Annotated in this window: 16 protein-coding genes; 5 read left to right on the forward strand and 11 right to left on the reverse strand. The window is 72.0% G+C overall.

Translation table 11 applies throughout. The features are described 5' to 3' along the window. Positions 1–143: 143 nt before the first annotated feature. Both AC07DC_RS07150 and bldG read right to left on the reverse strand, forming a co-directional pair. Complete coding sequence (locus AC07DC_RS07150; protein WP_478912715.1) at positions 144–575, reverse strand: ATP-binding protein; 432 nt, start codon at positions 573–575, stop codon at positions 144–146. An 88-nt stretch (positions 576–663) separates the two neighbouring features. Further along, the gene (gene bldG, locus AC07DC_RS07155) at positions 664–1,005 is read right to left on the reverse strand and encodes an anti-sigma factor antagonist BldG (protein WP_138357092.1); all 342 of its coding nucleotides are present in this window, start codon (positions 1,003–1,005) and stop codon (positions 664–666) included. Between the two features lie 163 nt (positions 1,006–1,168). Between bldG and AC07DC_RS07160 the strand changes: the two genes are divergently transcribed. Beyond that, positions 1,169–3,730, forward strand: a complete 2,562-nt coding sequence (locus AC07DC_RS07160) for a DEAD/DEAH box helicase (protein ID WP_478912718.1) — start codon at positions 1,169–1,171, stop codon at positions 3,728–3,730. A gap of 3 nt (positions 3,731–3,733) precedes the next feature. Here AC07DC_RS07160 and AC07DC_RS07165 read toward each other — a convergent pair whose 3' ends face one another. The 7 genes from AC07DC_RS07165 to ssd all read right to left on the reverse strand — a co-directional run bounded on the left by AC07DC_RS07165 (position 3,734) and on the right by ssd (position 8,747). Beyond that, entirely contained in the window at positions 3,734–4,069 is a 336-nt protein-coding gene (locus AC07DC_RS07165; protein WP_478912720.1) for an Rv3654c family TadE-like protein, read from the reverse strand. Continuing rightward, complete coding sequence (locus AC07DC_RS07170; protein ID WP_478912722.1) at positions 4,066–4,446, reverse strand: TadE family type IV pilus minor pilin; 381 nt, start codon at positions 4,444–4,446, stop codon at positions 4,066–4,068. Before AC07DC_RS07170 ends, AC07DC_RS07165 begins: the two co-directional genes overlap by 4 nt. Positions 4,447–4,489: 43 nt before the next feature. Then, positions 4,490–4,696 carry a DUF4244 domain-containing protein gene (locus AC07DC_RS07175; protein ID WP_478912724.1) on the reverse strand — a complete coding sequence of 69 codons (207 nt, stop codon included), beginning with the start codon at positions 4,694–4,696 and terminating at the stop codon, positions 4,490–4,492. Positions 4,697–4,757: 61 nt separating this feature from the next. Beyond that, positions 4,758–5,546 carry a type II secretion system F family protein gene (locus tag AC07DC_RS07180; RefSeq protein WP_478912725.1) on the reverse strand — a complete coding sequence of 263 codons (789 nt, stop codon included), beginning with the start codon at positions 5,544–5,546 and terminating at the stop codon, positions 4,758–4,760. Beyond that, positions 5,543–6,469, reverse strand: a complete 927-nt coding sequence (locus tag AC07DC_RS07185) for a type II secretion system F family protein (protein WP_478912727.1) — start codon at positions 6,467–6,469, stop codon at positions 5,543–5,545. Before AC07DC_RS07185 ends, AC07DC_RS07180 begins: the two co-directional genes overlap by 4 nt. Next, positions 6,466–7,641 carry a TadA family conjugal transfer-associated ATPase gene (locus tag AC07DC_RS07190; protein WP_478912729.1) on the reverse strand — a complete coding sequence of 392 codons (1,176 nt, stop codon included), beginning with the start codon at positions 7,639–7,641 and terminating at the stop codon, positions 6,466–6,468. The genes AC07DC_RS07185 and AC07DC_RS07190 overlap by 4 nt, the downstream gene beginning before the upstream one ends. After that, positions 7,638–8,747: a septum site-determining protein Ssd gene (ssd, locus tag AC07DC_RS07195; protein WP_478912731.1), complete on the reverse strand. Its 1,110-nt coding sequence runs from the start codon at positions 8,745–8,747 to the stop codon at positions 7,638–7,640. Before ssd ends, AC07DC_RS07190 begins: the two co-directional genes overlap by 4 nt. 452 nt (positions 8,748–9,199) lie before the next feature. Between ssd and AC07DC_RS07200 the strand changes: the two genes are divergently transcribed. Next, complete coding sequence (locus AC07DC_RS07200; protein WP_478912733.1) at positions 9,200–10,033, forward strand: HAD family hydrolase; 834 nt, start codon at positions 9,200–9,202, stop codon at positions 10,031–10,033. Positions 10,034–10,390: 357 nt separating this feature from the next. On the opposite strand, the gene AC07DC_RS07205 is transcribed toward AC07DC_RS07200, so the two are convergent. Then, positions 10,391–11,212: a Fic family protein gene (locus AC07DC_RS07205; protein WP_478912735.1), complete on the reverse strand. Its 822-nt coding sequence runs from the start codon at positions 11,210–11,212 to the stop codon at positions 10,391–10,393. 106 nt (positions 11,213–11,318) lie between these two features. Here AC07DC_RS07205 and AC07DC_RS07210 point away from each other — a divergent pair, with 106 nt between their 5' ends. Continuing rightward, entirely contained in the window at positions 11,319–12,323 is a 1,005-nt protein-coding gene (locus tag AC07DC_RS07210; RefSeq protein WP_478912737.1) for an ATP-binding protein, read from the forward strand. Here AC07DC_RS07210 and AC07DC_RS07215 read toward each other — a convergent pair. Next, positions 12,316–13,683, reverse strand: a complete 1,368-nt coding sequence (locus AC07DC_RS07215; protein WP_478912739.1) for a polysaccharide deacetylase family protein — start codon at positions 13,681–13,683, stop codon at positions 12,316–12,318. The genes AC07DC_RS07210 and AC07DC_RS07215 overlap by 8 nt on opposite strands. 249 nt (positions 13,684–13,932) lie before the next feature. On the opposite strand from AC07DC_RS07215, the gene AC07DC_RS07220 reads away from it, so the two are divergent. After that, entirely contained in the window at positions 13,933–16,143 is a 2,211-nt protein-coding gene (locus AC07DC_RS07220) for a bifunctional SulP family inorganic anion transporter/carbonic anhydrase (RefSeq protein WP_478912741.1), read from the forward strand. Positions 16,144–16,317: 174 nt separating this feature from the next. Further along, on the forward strand, positions 16,318–18,276 hold the full coding sequence (gene acs / locus AC07DC_RS07225) for an acetate--CoA ligase (RefSeq protein WP_478912743.1): 1,959 nt from the start codon (positions 16,318–16,320) through the stop codon (positions 18,274–18,276). The last annotated feature ends 229 nt before the right edge of the window (positions 18,277–18,505 follow it).

Below are 18,505 nucleotides of genomic sequence, written 5' to 3' on the forward strand. Positions count from 1 at the left end.
ACCGATGGGCTGTACGGGTGGGGCGCGCGGTGCCGGAGCTACCGGTGGGTGGCCCGGGTGGTGGCCCTGGTGGTGACCGGAGCAGGTGCTCCGGTGCAGTTCTGGTGGCCAGGATTAAAGGGGCAGGTTCTAAGGGGCCGGTTCTAAGGGAGTGCGACTGCTGACGCCGTCGGCCAGCTCATGCGGATGATTCCGCCGTGCTCGCCCACGGTGACCTCGACATCGTCGACCAGACCGCTGATGACGGCCAGGCCCATCTCGCCCTCGTCGTCGGAGTCATCGGCGGCGGACCCCCGCGCCGACGGGACGGAGCCCGCCGGCGAGCCCGGTGCCTCGTCGCCGACCTCGATGGAGAACTTCTTCTCCTCCTCGGTCAGCAGCACCCGCACAGGCCGGTCCACGCCGTTGCTCAGGTGCAGGCCGACAGCGCGGCTGCACGCCTCGCCCACGGCAAGTCGCACCTCGTCAAGGACTGCCTCGTCCACCCCCGCCCGGCGCGCTACTGCAGCCGCTACGAGCCGTGCGGTGCGCACGTGCTCGGGCTGAGCGCTGAAGAGCAGTTCTACGGTGGGCATGGCCTCCCCCTCGCTCCTATGGGTGGGCATCACAGGGGTCCGGGCGACGAAACCGCCCGGTACCCCCGTCCTGCGACGATCGGGATGGTCAGTCGTTCGCCGCGACAGCCTCGTCGACCGAGGTGTGGATCGGGAACACCTTGGTCAGGCCAGTAATCCGGAAAATCTTAAGAATGCGCTCCTGATTGCACACCAGGCGCAGCGAGCCTTCGTGAGCACGCACCCGCTTGAGACCGCCGACGAGTACACCCAGACCGGTGGAGTCGAGGAAATCGACTCCCTCCATGTCCACAACCAGGTGATAACTGCCGTCGTTCACCAGCTCTACCAGCTGCTCACGCAGCTTGGGTGCGGTGTACACATCAATCTCGCCGCCGACCTCGACGACCGTACGGTCGCCAACGGTTCGAGTCGACAGGGACAGGTCCACGGATCCTCCAGCACCTTGCATCGAGCGGCGTCGCCCCCGGGGACCTCCCCGCCGAAGGGGAGGGGACGGATCGGCAGCCGCGATGGCATTCAATCACTTCACAGTGGGGCAGCACGACGCCTTCCTGCGATTGTCCGTCACGCCGGTGACACACTGAGTGCCGATGGCCAAGGACCAACTTCCGCAGTCGGCGCACCGCCGCCCGTCCCCCCGCACCGTTCTCGAGCGGCTCGCCACGGGGGCAGGCCGAGCCGCACGCATCACCCATACGGAGCACTTGCCCCCGCGGGTCGGTCGCCATGCCGATTGGCCTGATCAGATCCGTCCGGAAGTGCTGGCGGCCATCCGGGCGGCCGGTATCGCCCGTCCCTGGGAGCACCAGGCGCTCACCGCCGCCCACGCCATGCGCGGCCAATCGGTGGTCGTCGCGACCGGGACGGCCTCCGGCAAGTCCCTCGCCTACCTCGCCCCGGTCCTCAGTGCCCTCCTGGACGGCTCCGAGGCCCCGAACGGCCGTGGAGCCACCGCGCTGTATCTGGCGCCCACCAAGGCCCTCGCAGCGGATCAGCGGCGGGCGGTCGCCGCGCTCGCCAAACCGCTCGGTTCCGCGATCCGTCCCGCGCTCTACGACGGCGACACCCTGTTCGAGGAACGCGAGTGGGTCCGGCAGTACGCCACGTACGTCCTCACCAACCCCGACATGCTGCACCGCGGCATCCTTCCCGCCCACGCCCGCTGGGCCTCCTACCTGCGGCGGCTGCGGTACGTCGTCATCGACGAGTGCCACACCTACCGGGGCGTCTTCGGCTCGCACGTCGCCCAGGTCCTGCGGCGACTGCGCCGGCTCTGCGCCCACTACGGGGCGGATCCGGTCTTCGTGCTCGCCTCCGCCACCGCCGCGGATCCCGCTGCCGCCGCCGGCCGGCTCACCGGCGTCCAGGTCGTGGAGGTCACCGACGACGCCTCCCCCCGCGGCGAACTGGCCTTCGCCCTCTGGGAGCCGCCGCTGACCGAGATGAGCGGAGAGCACGGTGCGCCCGTGCGCCGCACCGCCACCGCCGAGTGCGCCGACCTCCTCACCGACCTCGTCGTCCAGGGCACCCGCACCGTCGCCTTCGTCCGCTCCCGCCGTGCCGCCGAGCTGATCGCCCTGATCGCCCAGGAGAAGCTGGCCGCCGTCGACCCCTCGCTGCCGTCCCGGGTCGCCGCCTACCGCGGCGGCTACCTCGCCGAGGAGCGCCGCGCCCTCGAACGCGACCTGCACTCGGGCCGGCTCCTCGGCCTGGCCTCCACCACCGCCCTGGAACTGGGCGTCGACGTCTCCGGGCTCGACGCCGTCCTGCTGGCCGGCTATCCCGGCACCCGCGCCTCGATGTGGCAGCAGGCGGGCCGCGCCGGGCGCGCCGGCCAGGGCGCGCTCGCCATCCTCGTGGGCCGCGACGACCCGCTCGACACGTATCTCGTCCACCACCCCGAAGCGATCTTCCAACGCCCGGTGGAATCCACCGTCCTGGACCCCGACAACCCCTACGTCCTCGCCCCCCATCTCTGCGCCGCGGCCGCCGAGCTCCCGCTCACCGACGACGACCTGAAACTCTTCGGCCCGGAAACCGCCTCCCTGCTCCCCCAGCTGGAACGCCGGGGGCTGTTGCGACGCCGGGCCGGCGGCTGGTTCTGGACCCGCCGGGAGCGCGCCACCGATCTCACCGACATCCGGGGCGCGGGCGGCAAGGCCGTCCAGGTCGTCGAGTCCGCCACCGGCCGGCTGCTCGGCACCGTCGACGACGCGTCCGCGCACACCTCGGTCCACGACGGCGCGGTCCACCTCCACCAGGGCCGGACGTATCTGGTCGAGCACCTGGACCTCGATGACGCCGTGGCCCTGGTCGGCGAGGCGGACCCCGACTACTCGACGATGGCCCGTGAGACCACCTCCATCTCCGTTCTCTCCACCGATCTGGAGGAGTCCTGGGGCGCCGCCCGCGTCCACTTCGGATCGGTGGAAGTCACCCATCAGGTCGTCTCCTTCCTGCGCCGCCGACTGATCACCGGTGAAGTGCTCGGGGAGACCAAACTCGACCTCCCACGGCGGACGCTGCGCACCCGGGCGGTGTGGTGGACCGTCACCGACGACCAGTTGGACGCCGCGCGGATCCACCCCGAGGAGCTCCCCGGCGCCCTGCACGCCGCCGAACACGCCTCCATCGGTCTCCTCCCGCTCTTCGCCACCTGTGACCGCTGGGACATCGGCGGCGTCTCGATCCCGCTGCACGCCGACACCGGCCTGCCCACCGTTTTCGTCTACGACGGCCACCCGGGCGGCGCCGGCTTCGCCGAGCGCGCCTTCCACACGGCCCGTAGCTGGCTCATCGCCACCCGGGAGGCCATCGCCTCCTGCGAGTGCGAGTTCGGCTGCCCCTCCTGCGTCCAGTCCCCCAAGTGCGGCAACGGCAACGAGCCCCTGGACAAACCGGCCGCGGTCCGCCTCCTGGACTGCCTCCTGGCCCGAGAGCCGGCCCCGGATCCGGGCGGGGATCCCGGCGCGGATACGGATACTGACTCGGGCGCGTCCCCGAGCACGCTTCCGGGCGCCGATCCGGGCGCCGACTCGGGCGTGTCCCCGGGCACGCTTCCGGGTGCCGATGCGGACGACGGCCCGGGTGAGGGCCCGAGCCCGGATGAGGGCCCGGGCCCGGATGAGGGCCCGGCCGCGGTCGCAGAGTGACGGTCAGCCCCGGGAGGCGGGCCCGGCCCGGGAGCGGACCCGCGCCGGGCCGACGGCGGCGGTGACGTCGGCGATCTCGCCGGTCACCACGCACCGGACGAGCCGGGCGCCCTGCGCCGCCGCCGTCCGCGCGGCCCGAGCGCAGGCGGCCGCCGCGCCGTCCATCGCGTGGTCGGCCGCGGCCAGGGCCGCCAGATCCGCCGCGCCGCCCGCCCGATGGCGGGCGGCGGCCGCCTGGCCCATGGCCAGAACCGCGCCGAACGCCAGGCACAACACCCCCATCAGCAGCGCCGCCCAGACCGTCGCCGACCCCCGGTCGCCACGCCGCCCGCCGCTCACCGGACCGTGTCCTCGGCGAGCGCCGCCGCCTCCGCGTGCAGCGTGACCGCCAGCACCGGCGATCGGGCAGTGACCCGCACTCTGACCACGTCACCGTCCCGGGCCAGCGAGACCGCGGCCCCCCGCGGAGCGGCGGCGCGGGCCGCCGCCAGCGCGGCCGCCTCCGGCTCGGAACGGGCCGCCGCCCGTGCGCCCGCCCGCGCGGCGTCCACGCACTGGATTTGTGCCGCCACGGCCATCAACCCGCTGAGCAGAGCCGCGGTGAAGAGCACCATGACCGGCAGTGCGACGGCGGCCTCCGCGGTGACGAACCCCCGCTCGTCCCGCCGTAACCGCCCCTCGGGTTGTCGGGGCGGCCGCTCCGGAGGCCGTTCCACGGGCCTCTCCACGGGCCTCTCCAACGGTTGCTCGGGACGGCCCTCAGAAGGACACATTGAGCGCCCTCTCGATCAGACCGCTGAGCGCCGACTTGACCGCACCGCTGGTCACGATCTTGTAGAGCACGGCGGCGAATCCGCACGCCGCCAGCGTGCCGACGGCGTACTCCGCCGTGGTCATTCCCGCGTCCGCGGCCGACCGAAGCCGCCGGGCCGTCGCACGAACCATCCGAACCATCCGGACCACCATGATGTTCCCCCTTGTATCGATATGCGTTGAATGACGTTCCATAGCTCGGATCCGACGCCGACTAGCCGGAACCGCCGGCGAGGATCCCCTTCGCCAGCCCCATCACCACCGGAATCACCCCGACGAGCAGAAAGGCCGGCAGGAAGCACAACCCGAGCGGGGCCGTGGCCAGCACTCCCGCGCGGCGGGCCCGGCCGAGCGCCGAACGGCCGCGCGCCGCGCGGTAGTCGGCGGCGAGGCGTGCCACCTCGTCGACCGGCGCCACCCCGCTGTGGGAGGCGCGTGCCAGGCAGCGTGCGAGCCCCCGGGCCGCGGGCAGCCGGCCGAACCGCTCCCAGCACCGCTCAGGGTCACCGCCCAACCGGAGCTCGGCCGCCACCCGTATGAGCCCGTCGCCCAGCGGCCCGCCCAGCGAGCGGCCGACCGCTTCGGCCGCCTCGCCCGGCCTGGCGCCCGCGGCGAGGCAGGCGGCCATCAGGTCGGCGCAGAGCGGCAGATGACGTCCGGCGGTCTCGTCACGGTCCGGGCCGCCGGCCGCCGCCCGCGACCGGCGCTGCCAGCGCCGCATCCCGTACGCGGCGAGCAGACCGGCCACGCAGCCGGGGATCCCTCCGACGAACACGGCGGCACCGAGCGCCACCGCGGCGACGGGACCCCAACTCCGCAGCGCGGGCCCCTTCGTCCACCAGGTGACTCCGCGGCGCTGGGTGACCCGCACCCCGAACAGCAGCCGGAGCCTGCCGAGCGCGGCACGCTCACGCCGGGCCTCGATCACGGTCACCACGACACACAGGGCGGCGGCGCCGACCGAAACGGCCGTCCCCAGGCTGTGGACGCGGTCGCCGTTCACCGGGACTCCTCGGCGGACCGCACGATGCGTCCGGTCCAGGCCAGGCCCGCCCACTCCAGCAGGCCGCCCGCCAGCAGGCAGGCCAACCCTGCGGGAGTGCCCAGCAGCGTCCCCACCGGATCCGCCCCCAGTCCCGCGCCGAGCACCACTCCGAACAGCGGGAGCAGCGCCAGCATCAGCGCGGTCGAGCGGGGCCCGGCCAGTTGGGCCCGCAGATCGTCCCGCTGGTCGCGTTCGGCGCGCAGGGCGGCGGCGATCCGGTCGAGGCCCGCGGCCAGCCCCGCGCCGCCGTCGACGGCGACCTGCCAGCACGCGGCGACAGCGGCCAGCCCTTCGGCGCCCTCCTGGCGCGCGGCGGCCCGCAGCGCCTCCGGCACATCTCCGCCGAACCGGGCCGCGGCCAGCAGCAGCCGCGCGGCCTCCACCAGCTCGGGGGTGTCCGGCCAGCCGTCGTCCTCGATCGCGCCCGCCAGCGCCGTGAGCGGCGGCCTTCCGGCCCGCAGATCACCGGCGACCGTCCCGCAGAGCGTGCCCACGGCGGCCATCCGCCGCTCCGCCGCCACGCGCCCTGCCCGCCGTCGCAGCTGGCGGCCGACCAGCGGCACGGCGGCGGCTCCGGCCAGCACGGGCAGCACCGAATGCGCCGCAACCGAGATCGCCAAGCCGGCCGGCAGACAGAGGAGTTCACGCCCGAGGCGCCACCCCAGCCGCTCCCGTACGGGTGCGAGCAGCGCCTGCCCGCAGGCCACCGGCCCGCGCCACATACCGGGCCCCCATCTCCACGCGGTGCCCGGCTGCGGGCCGCCGGCGAGCAACAGACGGGCCCGGCGCAGGACGGCGTCCCCGCCGTACATCAGCCATCCGGCGGCCCCCGCGCAGAGCACGGCGGCCAACAGGGCCACCACCGCGGTTCCGGCCCTCATGACGCACCCCGCTCGCACAGGCTCGCCAGCCGGTCCCAGCCGGGCCCCCGCTCCCCGGCGCCATCCGCGCCGCACACCACCGCCGGGACGGTGATGACCAGCCCGTCGGCGCGGCGTTCCAGTACATGGATCTCGGCGACCCGGCGCCGCCCCGAACGGTCCCTCGCCAGGTGGACAACGACCGAGAGCGCTGCTGCCAACTGGCTGTGCAGGGCGGCGCGGTCGAGCCCGGCAGTCGAACCGAGGGCTTCCAGCCGGGCCGGCACATCGCAGGCCGCGTTCGCGTGCACTGTGCCGCAGCCCCCCTCGTGCCCGGTGTTGAGCGCGGCGAGCAGCTCGGTGACCTCCGGCCCGCGGACCTCGCCGACCACCAGCCGGTCCGGGCGCATCCGCAGGGCCTGGCGCACCAGATCCCGCAGCTCCACCAGACCGGCACCCTCCTGATTGGCCGGCCTGGTTTCCAGGCGTACGACATGCGGGTGATCGGGCCGCAGTTCCGCGGAGTCCTCGGCGAGGACGATGCGCAGGTCCGGTTCGACGAGTCCCAGCAGGCAGCTGAGCAGGGTGGTCTTCCCGGTGCCGGTACCGCCGCTGATCATGAAGGAGAGCCGGGCGTCGAGGACGGCTCGCAGCAGCCGGGCCGTCTCGGCGTCCATCGTGCCGGCCGCGATGAGCTCGTCCAGGGCAAAGGCTCTGGCCCGCACCACGCGCAGCGACAGGCACGGCGAGCCGACGACGACGGGCGGCAGCACGGCATGCAACCGGGTGCCGTCCGGAAGCCGGGCGTCGACCCACGGCCGGGCGTCGTCCAGCCGCCGGCCGGCGGTCGTCGCGAGCCGCTGGGCGAGCCGTCGCACAGCGGCGGCATCGGCGAAGCCCACGTCGCTGCGCTCCAGACCGTGCCCACGGTCGACCCATACCTCGTCCGGTCCGTTGACGAGCACATCGGTGACATCCGGATCGGCGAGCAGGGGCTCCAGCGGTCCCGCGCCGACCATCTCGGATCGCAGCGCCGTGACGACGCCGAGCACTTCGGTGTCGCCCAGCAGCCGCCCTTCGGCGCGCAGCGCGGCCGCCACCCTGCTGGGCGTCGGGTCCCCGCTGTACTCCGCGAGGCGGAGTCTGACGGCGTCCAGGAGCGCCGCCCTCGGTTCCGCTCGGTCCGCGCTCATACCGGCACGCTCCCGCCGCTGGGCAGGGCCTGGGCGAGGAAGGCGGAGCAGAAGCGGGCCAGCGGCCCGCGGCCGCTCGCGCCGGGTGGCCCGCTGCCGTCCTGCCCGTCCAGCAGGCCCGGTTCCGAGGGCAGTTCGCCGGCCAGCCGCAGGCCGATGAGCTTGGCGATCTCCTCGTCCCCGAGTCCGGAGGTGAAGGGCCCCCGGGCGACGACCCGCAGGTCCTTGAGGACCATGCTGACGGCTGAGGCGACCCGGGTGGCCGCGGCCACCGCCCGCAACTCGGCCGGGACGACGAGGAGTCCGACGTCGATCTGCGCCAGCGACTCCGCGACCGCCTCGTCGACCCGCCGGGGCAGGTCCACGACGACGACTCCGCCCCGGCGCCGGGCGGCACCCAGCACGGACCGCATGGCCTGTGGCGGGATGACCACCGAGTCGCTGCGGTCCCAGCTGAGGACGCTGAGCGCGTCCAGCCGCGGCAGCGACTCCTCCAGCGCTCCGCTGTTGACGCGTCCCCGCGAGTCGGCGAGGTCTGGCCAGCGCAGTCCGCCGGAGCGCTCCGCGCCGAGCAGGATGTCGAGGCCCCCGCCGAGCGGGTCGCCGTCGATGAGCATCGCCCGGCGGCCGTCGCGGGCCGCGGTGACGGCGAGGGCGCAGGCCAGCGTGCTCGCCCCGGCGCCGCCGCGGCCGCCCACCACGCCGATGGTCAGTGCGGGCTCTGCCACCCCCTCGGCCGCATCGGCGATCCGGTCGACCAGCCAGGTCTCGGCATCGGGCAGGAAGAGGACGTGATCTGCGCCGATGTCGACAGCTCTGCGCCAGACGTCCTGATCGTCCAGATCCCGCCCGACGAGCAGGACGCCCTTGCGCCGGACGGCGCCGCGCAGCCGGGTGGCCTCGTCGGAGCCGACGAGGACCAGCGGCGCGGATTCCCAGCTGCCCGCACGGGGCGGGGCGCCGAAGGCGACTTCGGGTTCGGCGCCGGCCGCCGCGCACAGCCGCAGCAAATCGTCGAGCAGCGCCTCGTCCTGAGTGACGATCAGCGGTCCGCCCGGCTCCTCTGCGGCTGCCGGCGTCCGGTCGGGTGTGATGGATTCGGCCACGGCCCTGTCCCCCTCGTTCGTCCCGCGTGCACGGTGGTGCATCGCCTGCGAACAGAGTCCGGCCGTTCCGGAGATTCAGATGATCTTGGTCAGAACCGGTGGACAACTCACCGGTTGTGGATAACTCCGCCACTCGAACGGGTGAGTTCGCCGCCAAGGGGCAACGATTACGGAACGTGACACGTCATACCCGATACAGGCACCGCAAGAGGAGGGGGAGCTACCGCATAAAGGGAAGGAGAGCTACCGGGACGTCCGTCCGAAAAGACATCCGGACATGCGACGACCCCCGCCGGGGGGGAGAGCGGGGGTCGTCCCCACAGTCCGACTCGGGGGGGGAGGAGCCAGACCGGGTTAGCACGGTCGCGAACGATCCGTGACTTCCATGGTGTACCCGACAGCCTTCTCAGGCAAACCCACGCGCCTCAGCTTACGCCGAATGGTGGTTGCTTATGCTCGTGCTCGTGGAAAACCACCTGTCCCCGCGCACCGCAGCATTCTTCGACCTCGACAAGACCGTGATCGCCAAGTCGAGCACCCTCGCCTTCAGCAGATCCTTCTACCAAGGCGGCCTGATCAATCGACGGGCCGTGCTGCGCACCGCCTACGCCCAGTTCGTGTATCTGGTGGGCGGCGCCGACCACGACCAGATGGAGGGGATGCGCAAGTACCTCTCCGAGCTGTGCCGCGGCTGGAACGTGCAGCAGGTCAGGGAGATCGTGGCCGAGACCCTTCACGACCTCATCGACCCGATCATCTACGACGAGGCCGCGTCCCTCATCGAGGAGCACCACGCCGCCGGGCGGGACGTGGTCATCGTGAGCGCCTCGGGAGCCGAGGTCGTCGAGCCCATCGGCCGGATGCTCGGCGCCGACCATGTGATCGCCACCCAGATGGTGGCCAAGGACGGCTGCTACACCGGCGAGATCGAGCACTACGTCTACGGCCCGGCCAAGGCCGAGGCCATCCTCGGCCTCGCCGGCACCGAGGGGTACGACCTGGAGCGGTCGTTCGCGTACAGCGATTCGGTCACCGACATCCCCATGCTGGAGGTCGTCGGCCACCCGTACGCGGTCAATCCGGACCGGGGACTGCGCCGGGAGGCGACCAGCCAGGAGTGGCCGATCCTCACCTTCAACCGGCCGGTACGGCTCAACCAGCGGATTCCGTCGCTGTCGATGCCGCCGCGGCCGGTCCTCGCCGCGGCCGCGGTCGGGGCGGCGGCCGCCACCGCCGGACTCGTCTGGTACGCGGCCCGCAAGCGCCGACCGTCACTTTTGTCCTGATTACACGTAAAAGTAAAGAAGTGCGCTCAGGGGTTCCACTTCGGCCGCAGCGGCGGTAGAAAGGACTCAGAGGCCCGCGAGACCACGGACGTTCCGAGAGGAAGACCGCAGAGTATCTGGCCGCACGGACCCAGCATGGAAGTCGGGCACCCACGCGCAGCCGACCCGCTAACCGGGCCAGCCGCACCAGGTGACGGGCAAAGTCCCGACCTGATCGGCAAAATTCGAGCACGCATGGTAACGCGACGGACATGCCAGCGGCGGCACCCCCGGGTGTCGCCGCAACCCTTTCCGGGCCCCTGAGGCCCCCCGGACCTGCAAAGATCCGGGAGCGGCCTCAGGGAAGACCCGGCAGCCTCAGGCAGCGCCGCGCTGCAGTGCCTCGCACACCGCGACGCTCTCGCGCACCCCGAGTTCCAGCGCCTTCCCGCAGTGCCCGATCCAGGCGGCCATGCCCTCCGGCGTCCCGGACGCGTAACCCTCCAGCGCCTTGAGGTAGTCGGCACGCCCGAGTTCCGCGTGGCCCACCTCGGCCGGACAGATCGACTTGGGGTCGAGCCCGCTGCCGACCAGCACGATCCGCTCCGCCGCCCGCGCGACCGGCCCGTTGAACGAGCCGAAGGGTCGCAGCGACAGCAGTTCACCGTGCACCACCGCGCCGACGACGAGCGCGGGCGCCTCGCTCCCCGCGCGCAGCAGCCCGACGAGGCCGTCGAGCCGGGCGGCCACCTCTCCCGACTCCGGGAGCGGGAGTTCCACCAGCGGCTCGTCGACCGGTTCGCCGGCCAGCCGCGGCCGGCCGACCGTGTCGTCCGGAGCGGCGCCGCCCGCCGCCACCAGGTGCAGCCGGGCCAGCGCCTGTACCGGCGACTGGCGCCAGACGCTGAGCAGTTGGCCCGCCTCGGCGGTCAGCCGCAGCGCCGCACCCACGGTGCGCGCCTCGGCGTCCGCGGAGAAGTCGCTGCGCCGTCGCATCTCCTCCAGCGGCCAGTCGGCACCGGCCAGCGCGGCGGAACCGCGCGCTCCGCGCAGCGCCGCCTCGGACGTCACCTCGTCCGAACGGCGGCGCATCACCCGGTGGCCGTAGACCTTGTCCACGGACTGCCGTACGGAGTCCACGGAGTCGGACACGCCGGGCAGGGAGCCGAGGATGGCGAGCGGATCAGCGTTCGTACCCATGAGTACGACCCTACGCACAGCAGAACGCCCCGATGAACCCCGATCGAGTGGCCTTCCCCACTCCAAACCGTCACCGCCCGTAGGTCTCCGACTACTCTTGGCGAACATGAAGATCGCTTTCGTTGGAAAGGGCGGCAGCGGCAAGACCACGCTGTCCTCCCTGTTCATCCGCCACCTAGCGGACGCCCGCGTCCCCGTCGTCGCCGTAGACGCGGACATCAACCAGCACCTCGGCCCGGCCCTCGGCCTGGACGAGGAGGAGGCCGCCGCGTTCCCCGCGATGGGCGCCCACCTGCCGGAGATCAAGGAGTACCTGCGGGGTACCAACCCGCGGATCGCCTCCACCGAGACCATGATCAAGACGACTCCGCCGGGCAGCGGGTCGCGCCTGCTGCGGGTGGTCGAGGAGAACCCGGTCTACGCCGCGTGCGCCCGTACCGTCCCCCTGGACAACGGCGCCGCCGTGCAGCTGATGGCGACCGGCCCCTTCAACGAGTCGGACCTCGGCGTCGCCTGCTACCACTCCAAGGTCGGAGCGGTGGAGCTGTGCCTGAACCATCTGGCCGACGGCCGGGACGAATACGTCGTGGTGGACATGACGGCCGGCAGCGACTCGTTCGCGTCCGGGATGTTCACCCGGTTCGACATGACGTTCCTGGTCGCCGAGCCGACCCGCAAGGGCGTCGCCGTCTACCGCCAGTACAAGGAGTACGCCCGCGACTTCGGTGTCGCGCTGCGCGTCATCGGCAACAAGGTGCAGGGCACCGACGACCTGGCGTTCCTGCGCGACGAGACCGGTGACGACCTGCTCGCCACCATCGGCCACTCCGACTGGGTGCGCGCGATGGAGAAGGGCCGCCCGCCCAGCTTCGAGCTGCTGGAGGAGGCCAACCGGCGCGCGCTGCGGACGATGCACGAGACGGCCGACGCCTCGTACGACGCGCGCGACTGGGACCGCTACACCCGTCAGATGGTGCACTTCCATCTGAAGAACGCGGAGAGCTGGGGCAACGCGAAGACGGGCGCCGACCTGGCCTCCCAGGTCGACCCCGTCTTCGTGCTCGGCGAGGCCGGGTCGGTGGCCGCCGCCGGCGCGCTGTCGCCTAACTGACCTTCGACCGGCCGACCTCCGCCGCGGACCCCGCCGCGCCCGCAGGAGCCGCAGGTGCCGAGCCAGGTGCCGAGCCAGGTGCCGAGCCAGGTGCCGCGAGGAGGGCCGGCCAGCCCTCCTTAGGCGCCTGTCCGACGTCCAGCGTCCGCAGCTTCGCCAGCACCGCCGGATCCTGCGCGTCCATCCAGTCCGCCATCTGCTTGAAGGACACGCAGCGCACGCCTTCTTTACGGCACACCGACGCGATGGTGGCCTCGACGGCCTTCATGTAGACGCCGCCGTTCCACGACTCGAAGTGGTTGCCGACGAACATCGGCGCCCGGTTGCCCGTGTAGGCGCGGTCGAAGGCGGCGGCCAGCCCGTTCTGCATCTGCCGGCCCCAGTACTCGCGCATCGACGGGTCGCCCTTGGTCGTGCCGGACTGGTTGGCCAGGAAGTTGTAGTCCATGGAGAGCGTCTCGAAGGCCCGGCCGGGGACCGGGATGTCCTGGAGCGGGAAGTCCCAGACGCCGTCGATCTGCGAAGGCCAGACCTGCCGCCCGCCGACCGAGCTGGCGTCGTAGCGGAAACCCATCTCCTTGGCGGCCGGGATCAGGTTCCGCTGGCCCTCCAGGCAGGGGGCGCGGCCCCCGACCAGCTCCTTGCTGTAGTCGAACGGCAGCGGGGCGAGCCTGGTCAGGCCGCTGTTGGTCTTCCAGTTCTTGACGAAGCCCTCGGCCTGCTCGATCTCGCTCTTCCACTCCGCGGACGACCAGGTGCCGACACCGCCGTTCGGCCCGCAGAAATGGCCGTTGAAGTGGGTGCCGATCTCGCTGCCGTCCTGCCACGCCAGCCGGATCTGCTCCAGCGTGTTGGTCATCTCCGGCCGGTCGGTGAAGCCGATGTCGGAGGCGCCGCGCGAGTGCCGCGGCGGCGCGTAGACCTCCTTGCGGTCCCCGGGCAGCAGGTAGACGCCGCTGAGGAAGTACGTCATGGCCGCGTTGTTCTCCTTGCCGACCTCGCGGAAGTGCGAGAACAGCTTCTGGCTGTCCTCTCCCGCGCCGTCCCAGGAGAAGACGACGAACTGCGGGGGCTTCTCGCCGGGCGCGAGCCGCTGGAACCTCGGCTGGTTCGGCTGGGCTCCGGTGTCGGCGGTGGAGCCGTCGCCGATCAGCTTCATCACCCGCGTCGGCGGCTTCTTCACCGCGGCGGCGGGGCCGTCGTGCTGCCTGCTGCTCTGCCCACCCGAACCGGCCGAACTACCCGAACCGCCGGAACCGCCGGAACCGCTCGAACCGCTCGAACCGCCGGAGCAACCCACCACGCCAAATGCCAACGCCGTTACAGCGGCCAGGGCCGTGGCCTTCCGCATGGAATGCATACGAACCTCGATCCAAAGGGGAGAGCAGAGGGATTCGAGAGCAAAAACTGACATGCTCCCGCGATTTGGCCGTCACGACCGGCCAAACCACTCCTCGATTCACCTGATAGGAGTAAATCTCCGCCCGAGTGGATCTACGGACTTCACCGAACCGTATATCCGCATTACTCTCCTTTTACCGACGCTTGAGAGTAGCCATACAGTTACGTACGGCTACCACGTCCCGCCGCCCTGAAGGAGACGGGAACCATGCAGACGCCTCACAGGTCCGATCTGTCCGCTTCGATCACTGTCTTTCTGATCGCCGTGCCGCTGTCGCTCGGTATTGCCCTCGCCACCGGCGCGCCCCTCCAGTCCGGCCTTGTCGCCGCAGCCGTCGGCGGTATCGTCGCCGGGCTGCTCGGCGGGGCCCCGTTGCAGGTCAGCGGGGCTGCCACCAGCCTCGTGGTCGTCACCGCCGAACTCGTACAGCGCTACGGATGGCGCGCCACCTGCGCCATCACCGTGCTCGCCGGCCTCGCCCAGCTCGCCCTCGGCGCGCTGCGGGTGGCCAGAGCGGCGCTCGTCGTCAGTCCCGCCATCGTGCACGGCATGCTCGCCGGGATCGGCGTGTCCATCGCCGTCGGGCAGCTGCACGTCATCCTCGGAGGTACCGCTCAGGGCTCCGCCCTGGCCAACCTCGGTGCGCTGCCCCGCCAGTTGGCGGCCACCAGCCCGGCCACGCTGGGGATCGGCGCGCTCACCGCCGTCGTCCTCGTCGGCTGGCCCCGGCTGCCCGGCAGAAACAGCAGGAACAGAGCCGTGCGCGCGCTGCGGGCGGTCCCGGCGGCGCTGGCGGCGGTGGCCGCCGCCACTGCCGCGGGTCTCGCGCTGACCGTGCCGCGCGTCGACCTGCCGTCGTGGGGCGCCCCGGTGCTGCCTCGGCTGCCGGAAGGCCCGGTGCTCGGCCTGCTCGCCGCGGTCGTCACCGTCACGCTCGTCGCGAGCATGGAGTCGCTGCTGTCCGCGGTCGCGCTCGACAAGATGCAGTCCGAGTCCCCCGACCGGCGGGCCAGACCGGCACAGCTCGATCGCGAACTGCTCGGCCAGGGCGCGTCGAACGTGGTGTCCGGGCTGCTCGGCGGTCTGCCGGTGGCCGGCGGCGCGATGCGCGGCTCGGCCAACATCCGGGCCGGGGCCGCGACGCGCTACGCCACCGTCCTGCACGGGGCGTGGGTGGTGCTCTGCGCGAGCCTGCTGGCCGGAGTGCTGGATCTGATCCCGCTCGCCGCCCTCGCCGTCCTGGTCCTGCTCGTCGGCGTGAAGATGGTGAGCTTCGCGCACATCAAACACGTACGGCGGCACCGGGAGTTCCCGGTGTACGCGACCACCATCGGCGGGGTCGTGCTCCTCGGCGTCCTGGAGGGCGTGGTGGCCGGGATCGTCGTCGCGGCCTTCACCTCGCTGCGCCGCCTCACCCGCACCCGCGTCACCGTCTCCGAGGAGGCGGGCGGCTACCGGGTCCGAGCCCGCGGGCAGTTGACGTTCCTCGCGGTGCCCCGGCTGACCCGGGCCTTCGCGCAGGTGCCCGACGGGGCGCACGCCGTCGTCGAGTTGGACGGCTCCTTCATGGACCATGCGGCCTACGAGGCGCTGCAGTCGTGGTGCGACCGGCACCGCGCCCGCGGCGGCTGGGCCATGCTCGGCGACCGCACCGGCCAGACCGTCAGTGAACCGGCGAGCGCGCACGCCTGCCGGCCCTGGACGCCGTGGCGCAACCACCACTGCACCCGGCCAAGCGCCGCCACCGTCACCGCACCGGCCGGCAATCAGCTGATCGGGGGTGTCAGCAACTTCCAGCGCAATACAGCACCCCTGGTGCGGGACGAGCTGGCGCGGCTGGCGCGGGAGGGCCAGCGGCCCACCCAGCTCTTCCTGACCTGCGCCGATTCCCGGCTGGTGACCAGCATGATCACCTCGAGCGGGCCCGGTGACCTCTTCACCGTCCGCAATATCGGAAACCTGATGCCGCCGCCCGGCTCGGACGGCTCCTGCGACTCGGTGGCCGCGGCCGTCGAGTACGCGGTGGACGTACTGAAGGTCGGCAGCATCACGGTCTGCGGGCACTCCGGCTGCGGCGCCATGCAGGCGCTGCTCGGCAGTGATCATCCGCCGGGCGCGCAGACCCCGCTGGCCCGCTGGCTGCGGCACGGCCGGCCCAGCCTCGATCGGCTGGCGCGCGGCGGCCCGGAGCTGACGGACCGCGCGGCCGCCGACGACCTGGAGCGGCTGAGCCTGGCCAACGTGGTCCAGCAGCTGGAGCACCTGCTCGACCACCCGTGCGTGGCCCGCCGCTACGCGGAGGGGAAGCTCCAGCTCCAGGGCATGTACTTCCATGTCGCCGAGGCCCAGGCATACGTCCTGGACCACGCCTCGGGGACGTTCTCGGCGGTCCATCCGGAGGTGCTGGACGCGGTCTGACACCGCCGAGGCCGCGCGGCGGGGCGATCGGGCAGGAGAACGCCACGCCGCGCGGCCTCGATCGTCGCTGCTCGCGCTACAGGTCTAAACCAATTGTCCTGCGACTCTTGTCATCGCGCCCGCGGCCTGATGAGCTATGGCCGGGACATCTGGGACAGTTGACAAGGAGTTGGCGTGAGCAGCAACGAGAGCCTGGCCAATCTGTTGAAGGAGGAGCGGCGTTTCGCTCCGCCGGCCGAGCTGGCCGCATCCGCCAACGTCACCGCGGATGCGTACGCACAGGCCGAGGCCGACCGCCCGGCCTTCTGGGCCGAGCAGGCACGGCGGCTGAGCTGGGACACCGAGCCGACCGAGACCCTGGACTGGTCGAACCCGCCGTTCGCCAAGTGGTTCGCCGACGGCAAGCTCAACGTGGCGTACAACTGCGTCGACCGGCATGTCGAGGCCGGCAACGGCGACCGGGTGGCCATCCACTTCGAGGGTGAGCCCGGCGACAGCCGCGCCATCACCTACGCCGAGCTCAAGGACGAGGTCAGCCGGGCCGCCAACGCGCTCACCGAGCTGGGCATCGAGGCCGGCGACCGGGTCGCGGTCTACCTCCCGATGATTCCCGAGGCCGTGGTCGCGATGCTGGCCTGCGCCCGGATCGGCGCCGCCCACTCCGTGGTCTTCGGCGGCTTCTCTGCCGACGCGGTCGCGTCCCGCATCCAGGACGCCGACGCCAAGCTCGTCATCACCTCCGACGGCGGCTACCGGCGCGGCAAGCCGTCGGCGCTCAAGCCGGCCATCGACGACGCCGTCACCAGGTGCCCGACGGTCGAGCACGTTCTGGTGGTCCGCCGAACGGGCCAGGAGACCGCGTTCACCGAGGGCCGTGACGTGTGGTGGCACGACATCGTCACGCGGCAGTCCGCCGAGCACACCCCGCAGGCGTTCGACGCCGAGCACCCGCTCTTCATCCTCTACACGAGCGGCACGACCGGGAAGCCGAAGGGCATCCTGCACACCTCGGGCGGCTACCTCACCCAGACCTCCTACACCCACCACGCCGTCTTCGACCTCAAGCCGGAGACCGACGTCTACTGGTGCACGGCCGACATCGGCTGGGTGACCGGCCACTCGTACATCGTCTACGGACCGCTGGCCAACGGCGCCACCCAGGTGATCTACGAGGGCACCCCGGACACCCCGCACCAGGGCCGCTTCTGGGAGGTCATCCAGAAGTACGGCGTCACGATCCTCTACACCGCGCCGACCGCGATCCGGACGTTCATGAAGTGGGGCGACGACATCCCCGCGAAGTTCGACCTGTCCTCGCTGCGGGTGCTGGGCAGCGTCGGCGAGCCGATCAACCCCGAGGCGTGGATGTGGTACCGCGAGCACATCGGCGGCAACCGCTGCCCGATCGTGGACACGTGGTGGCAGACCGAGACCGGCGCGATGATGATCAGCCCGCTGCCGGGCGCCACCACCACCAAGCCGGGCTCCGCCCAGCGCGCCCTGCCGGGCATCGCCGCCACCGTCGTGGACGACGAGGCGCGCGAGGTGCCCAACGGCTCCGGCGGCTACCTGGTGCTGACCGAGCCGTGGCCGTCGATGCTCCGCACCATCTGGGGCGACGACCAGCGCTACATCGACACCTACTGGTCGCGGTTCGAGGGCCGCTACTTCGCGGGTGACGGCGCCAAGAAGGACGACGACGGCGACATCTGGCTGCTCGGCCGGGTCGATGACGTGATGCTGGTGTCGGGCCACAACATCTCGACCACCGAGGTCGAGTCGGCGCTCGTCTCGCACCCGAAGGTCGCCGAGTCGGCGGTCGTCGGCGCGACGGACGAGACCACCGGCCAGGCGATCGTCGCGTTCGTCATCCTGCGTGGCACCGCCTCGGACTCCGACACGCTCGTCGCCGAGCTGCGCGACCACGTCGGGAAGACGCTGGGCCCGATCGCCAAGCCCAAGCGCATCCTGATCGTCAGCGAGCTGCCGAAGACCCGTTCCGGCAAGATCATGCGCCGCCTGCTGCGCGATGTCGCGGAGAACCGCGAGCTCGGTGACGTCACCACGCTGACGGACTCCTCGGTGATGGACCTGATCCAGACCAACCTGCCGGGCGCGAGCAGCGAGGACTGATCGGAAGAGGGACCCACCGGCGGACCCGGCAGGGTCCACACGGCGACTGAGGGGCTCCCGGCATCAGGCCGGGGGCCCCTCATGCCCGTATTGTGAAGATCGTCGGACGGCACAGCGCGCGAACCGATAAGCTGGTCCCCGCGTCAGGAACGCGTCAGTACCCAAGGTGCGCCGGGAAGTCTGGTCGGCAACGGAGTCAACCATGTCCAGTGGATGACCGACCGACCGG

The organism is Streptomyces sp. NPDC045021 (assembly GCF_056432645.1).

Bases quoted from the DNA above. Each gene is read 5' to 3' on its own strand.
- AC07DC_RS07150 (WP_478912715.1), bottom strand. From the start codon at position 575: ATGCCCACCGTAGAACTGCTCTTCAGCGCTCAGCCCGAGCACGTGCGC.
- AC07DC_RS07160 (WP_478912718.1), top strand. From the start codon at position 1,169: ATGGCCAAGGACCAACTTCCGCAGTCGGCGCACCGCCGCCCGTCCCCC.
- AC07DC_RS07175 (WP_478912724.1), bottom strand. From the start codon at position 4,696: ATGGTGGTCCGGATGGTTCGGATGGTTCGTGCGACGGCCCGGCGGCTT.
- AC07DC_RS07185 (WP_478912727.1), bottom strand. From the start codon at position 6,469: ATGAGGGCCGGAACCGCGGTGGTGGCCCTGTTGGCCGCCGTGCTCTGC.
- AC07DC_RS07190 (WP_478912729.1), bottom strand. From the start codon at position 7,641: ATGAGCGCGGACCGAGCGGAACCGAGGGCGGCGCTCCTGGACGCCGTC.
- AC07DC_RS07200 (WP_478912733.1), top strand. From the start codon at position 9,200: ATGCTCGTGCTCGTGGAAAACCACCTGTCCCCGCGCACCGCAGCATTC.
- AC07DC_RS07205 (WP_478912735.1), bottom strand. From the start codon at position 11,212: ATGGGTACGAACGCTGATCCGCTCGCCATCCTCGGCTCCCTGCCCGGC.
- AC07DC_RS07210 (WP_478912737.1), top strand. From the start codon at position 11,319: ATGAAGATCGCTTTCGTTGGAAAGGGCGGCAGCGGCAAGACCACGCTG.
- AC07DC_RS07215 (WP_478912739.1), bottom strand. From the start codon at position 13,683: ATGCATTCCATGCGGAAGGCCACGGCCCTGGCCGCTGTAACGGCGTTG.
- AC07DC_RS07220 (WP_478912741.1), top strand. From the start codon at position 13,933: ATGCAGACGCCTCACAGGTCCGATCTGTCCGCTTCGATCACTGTCTTT.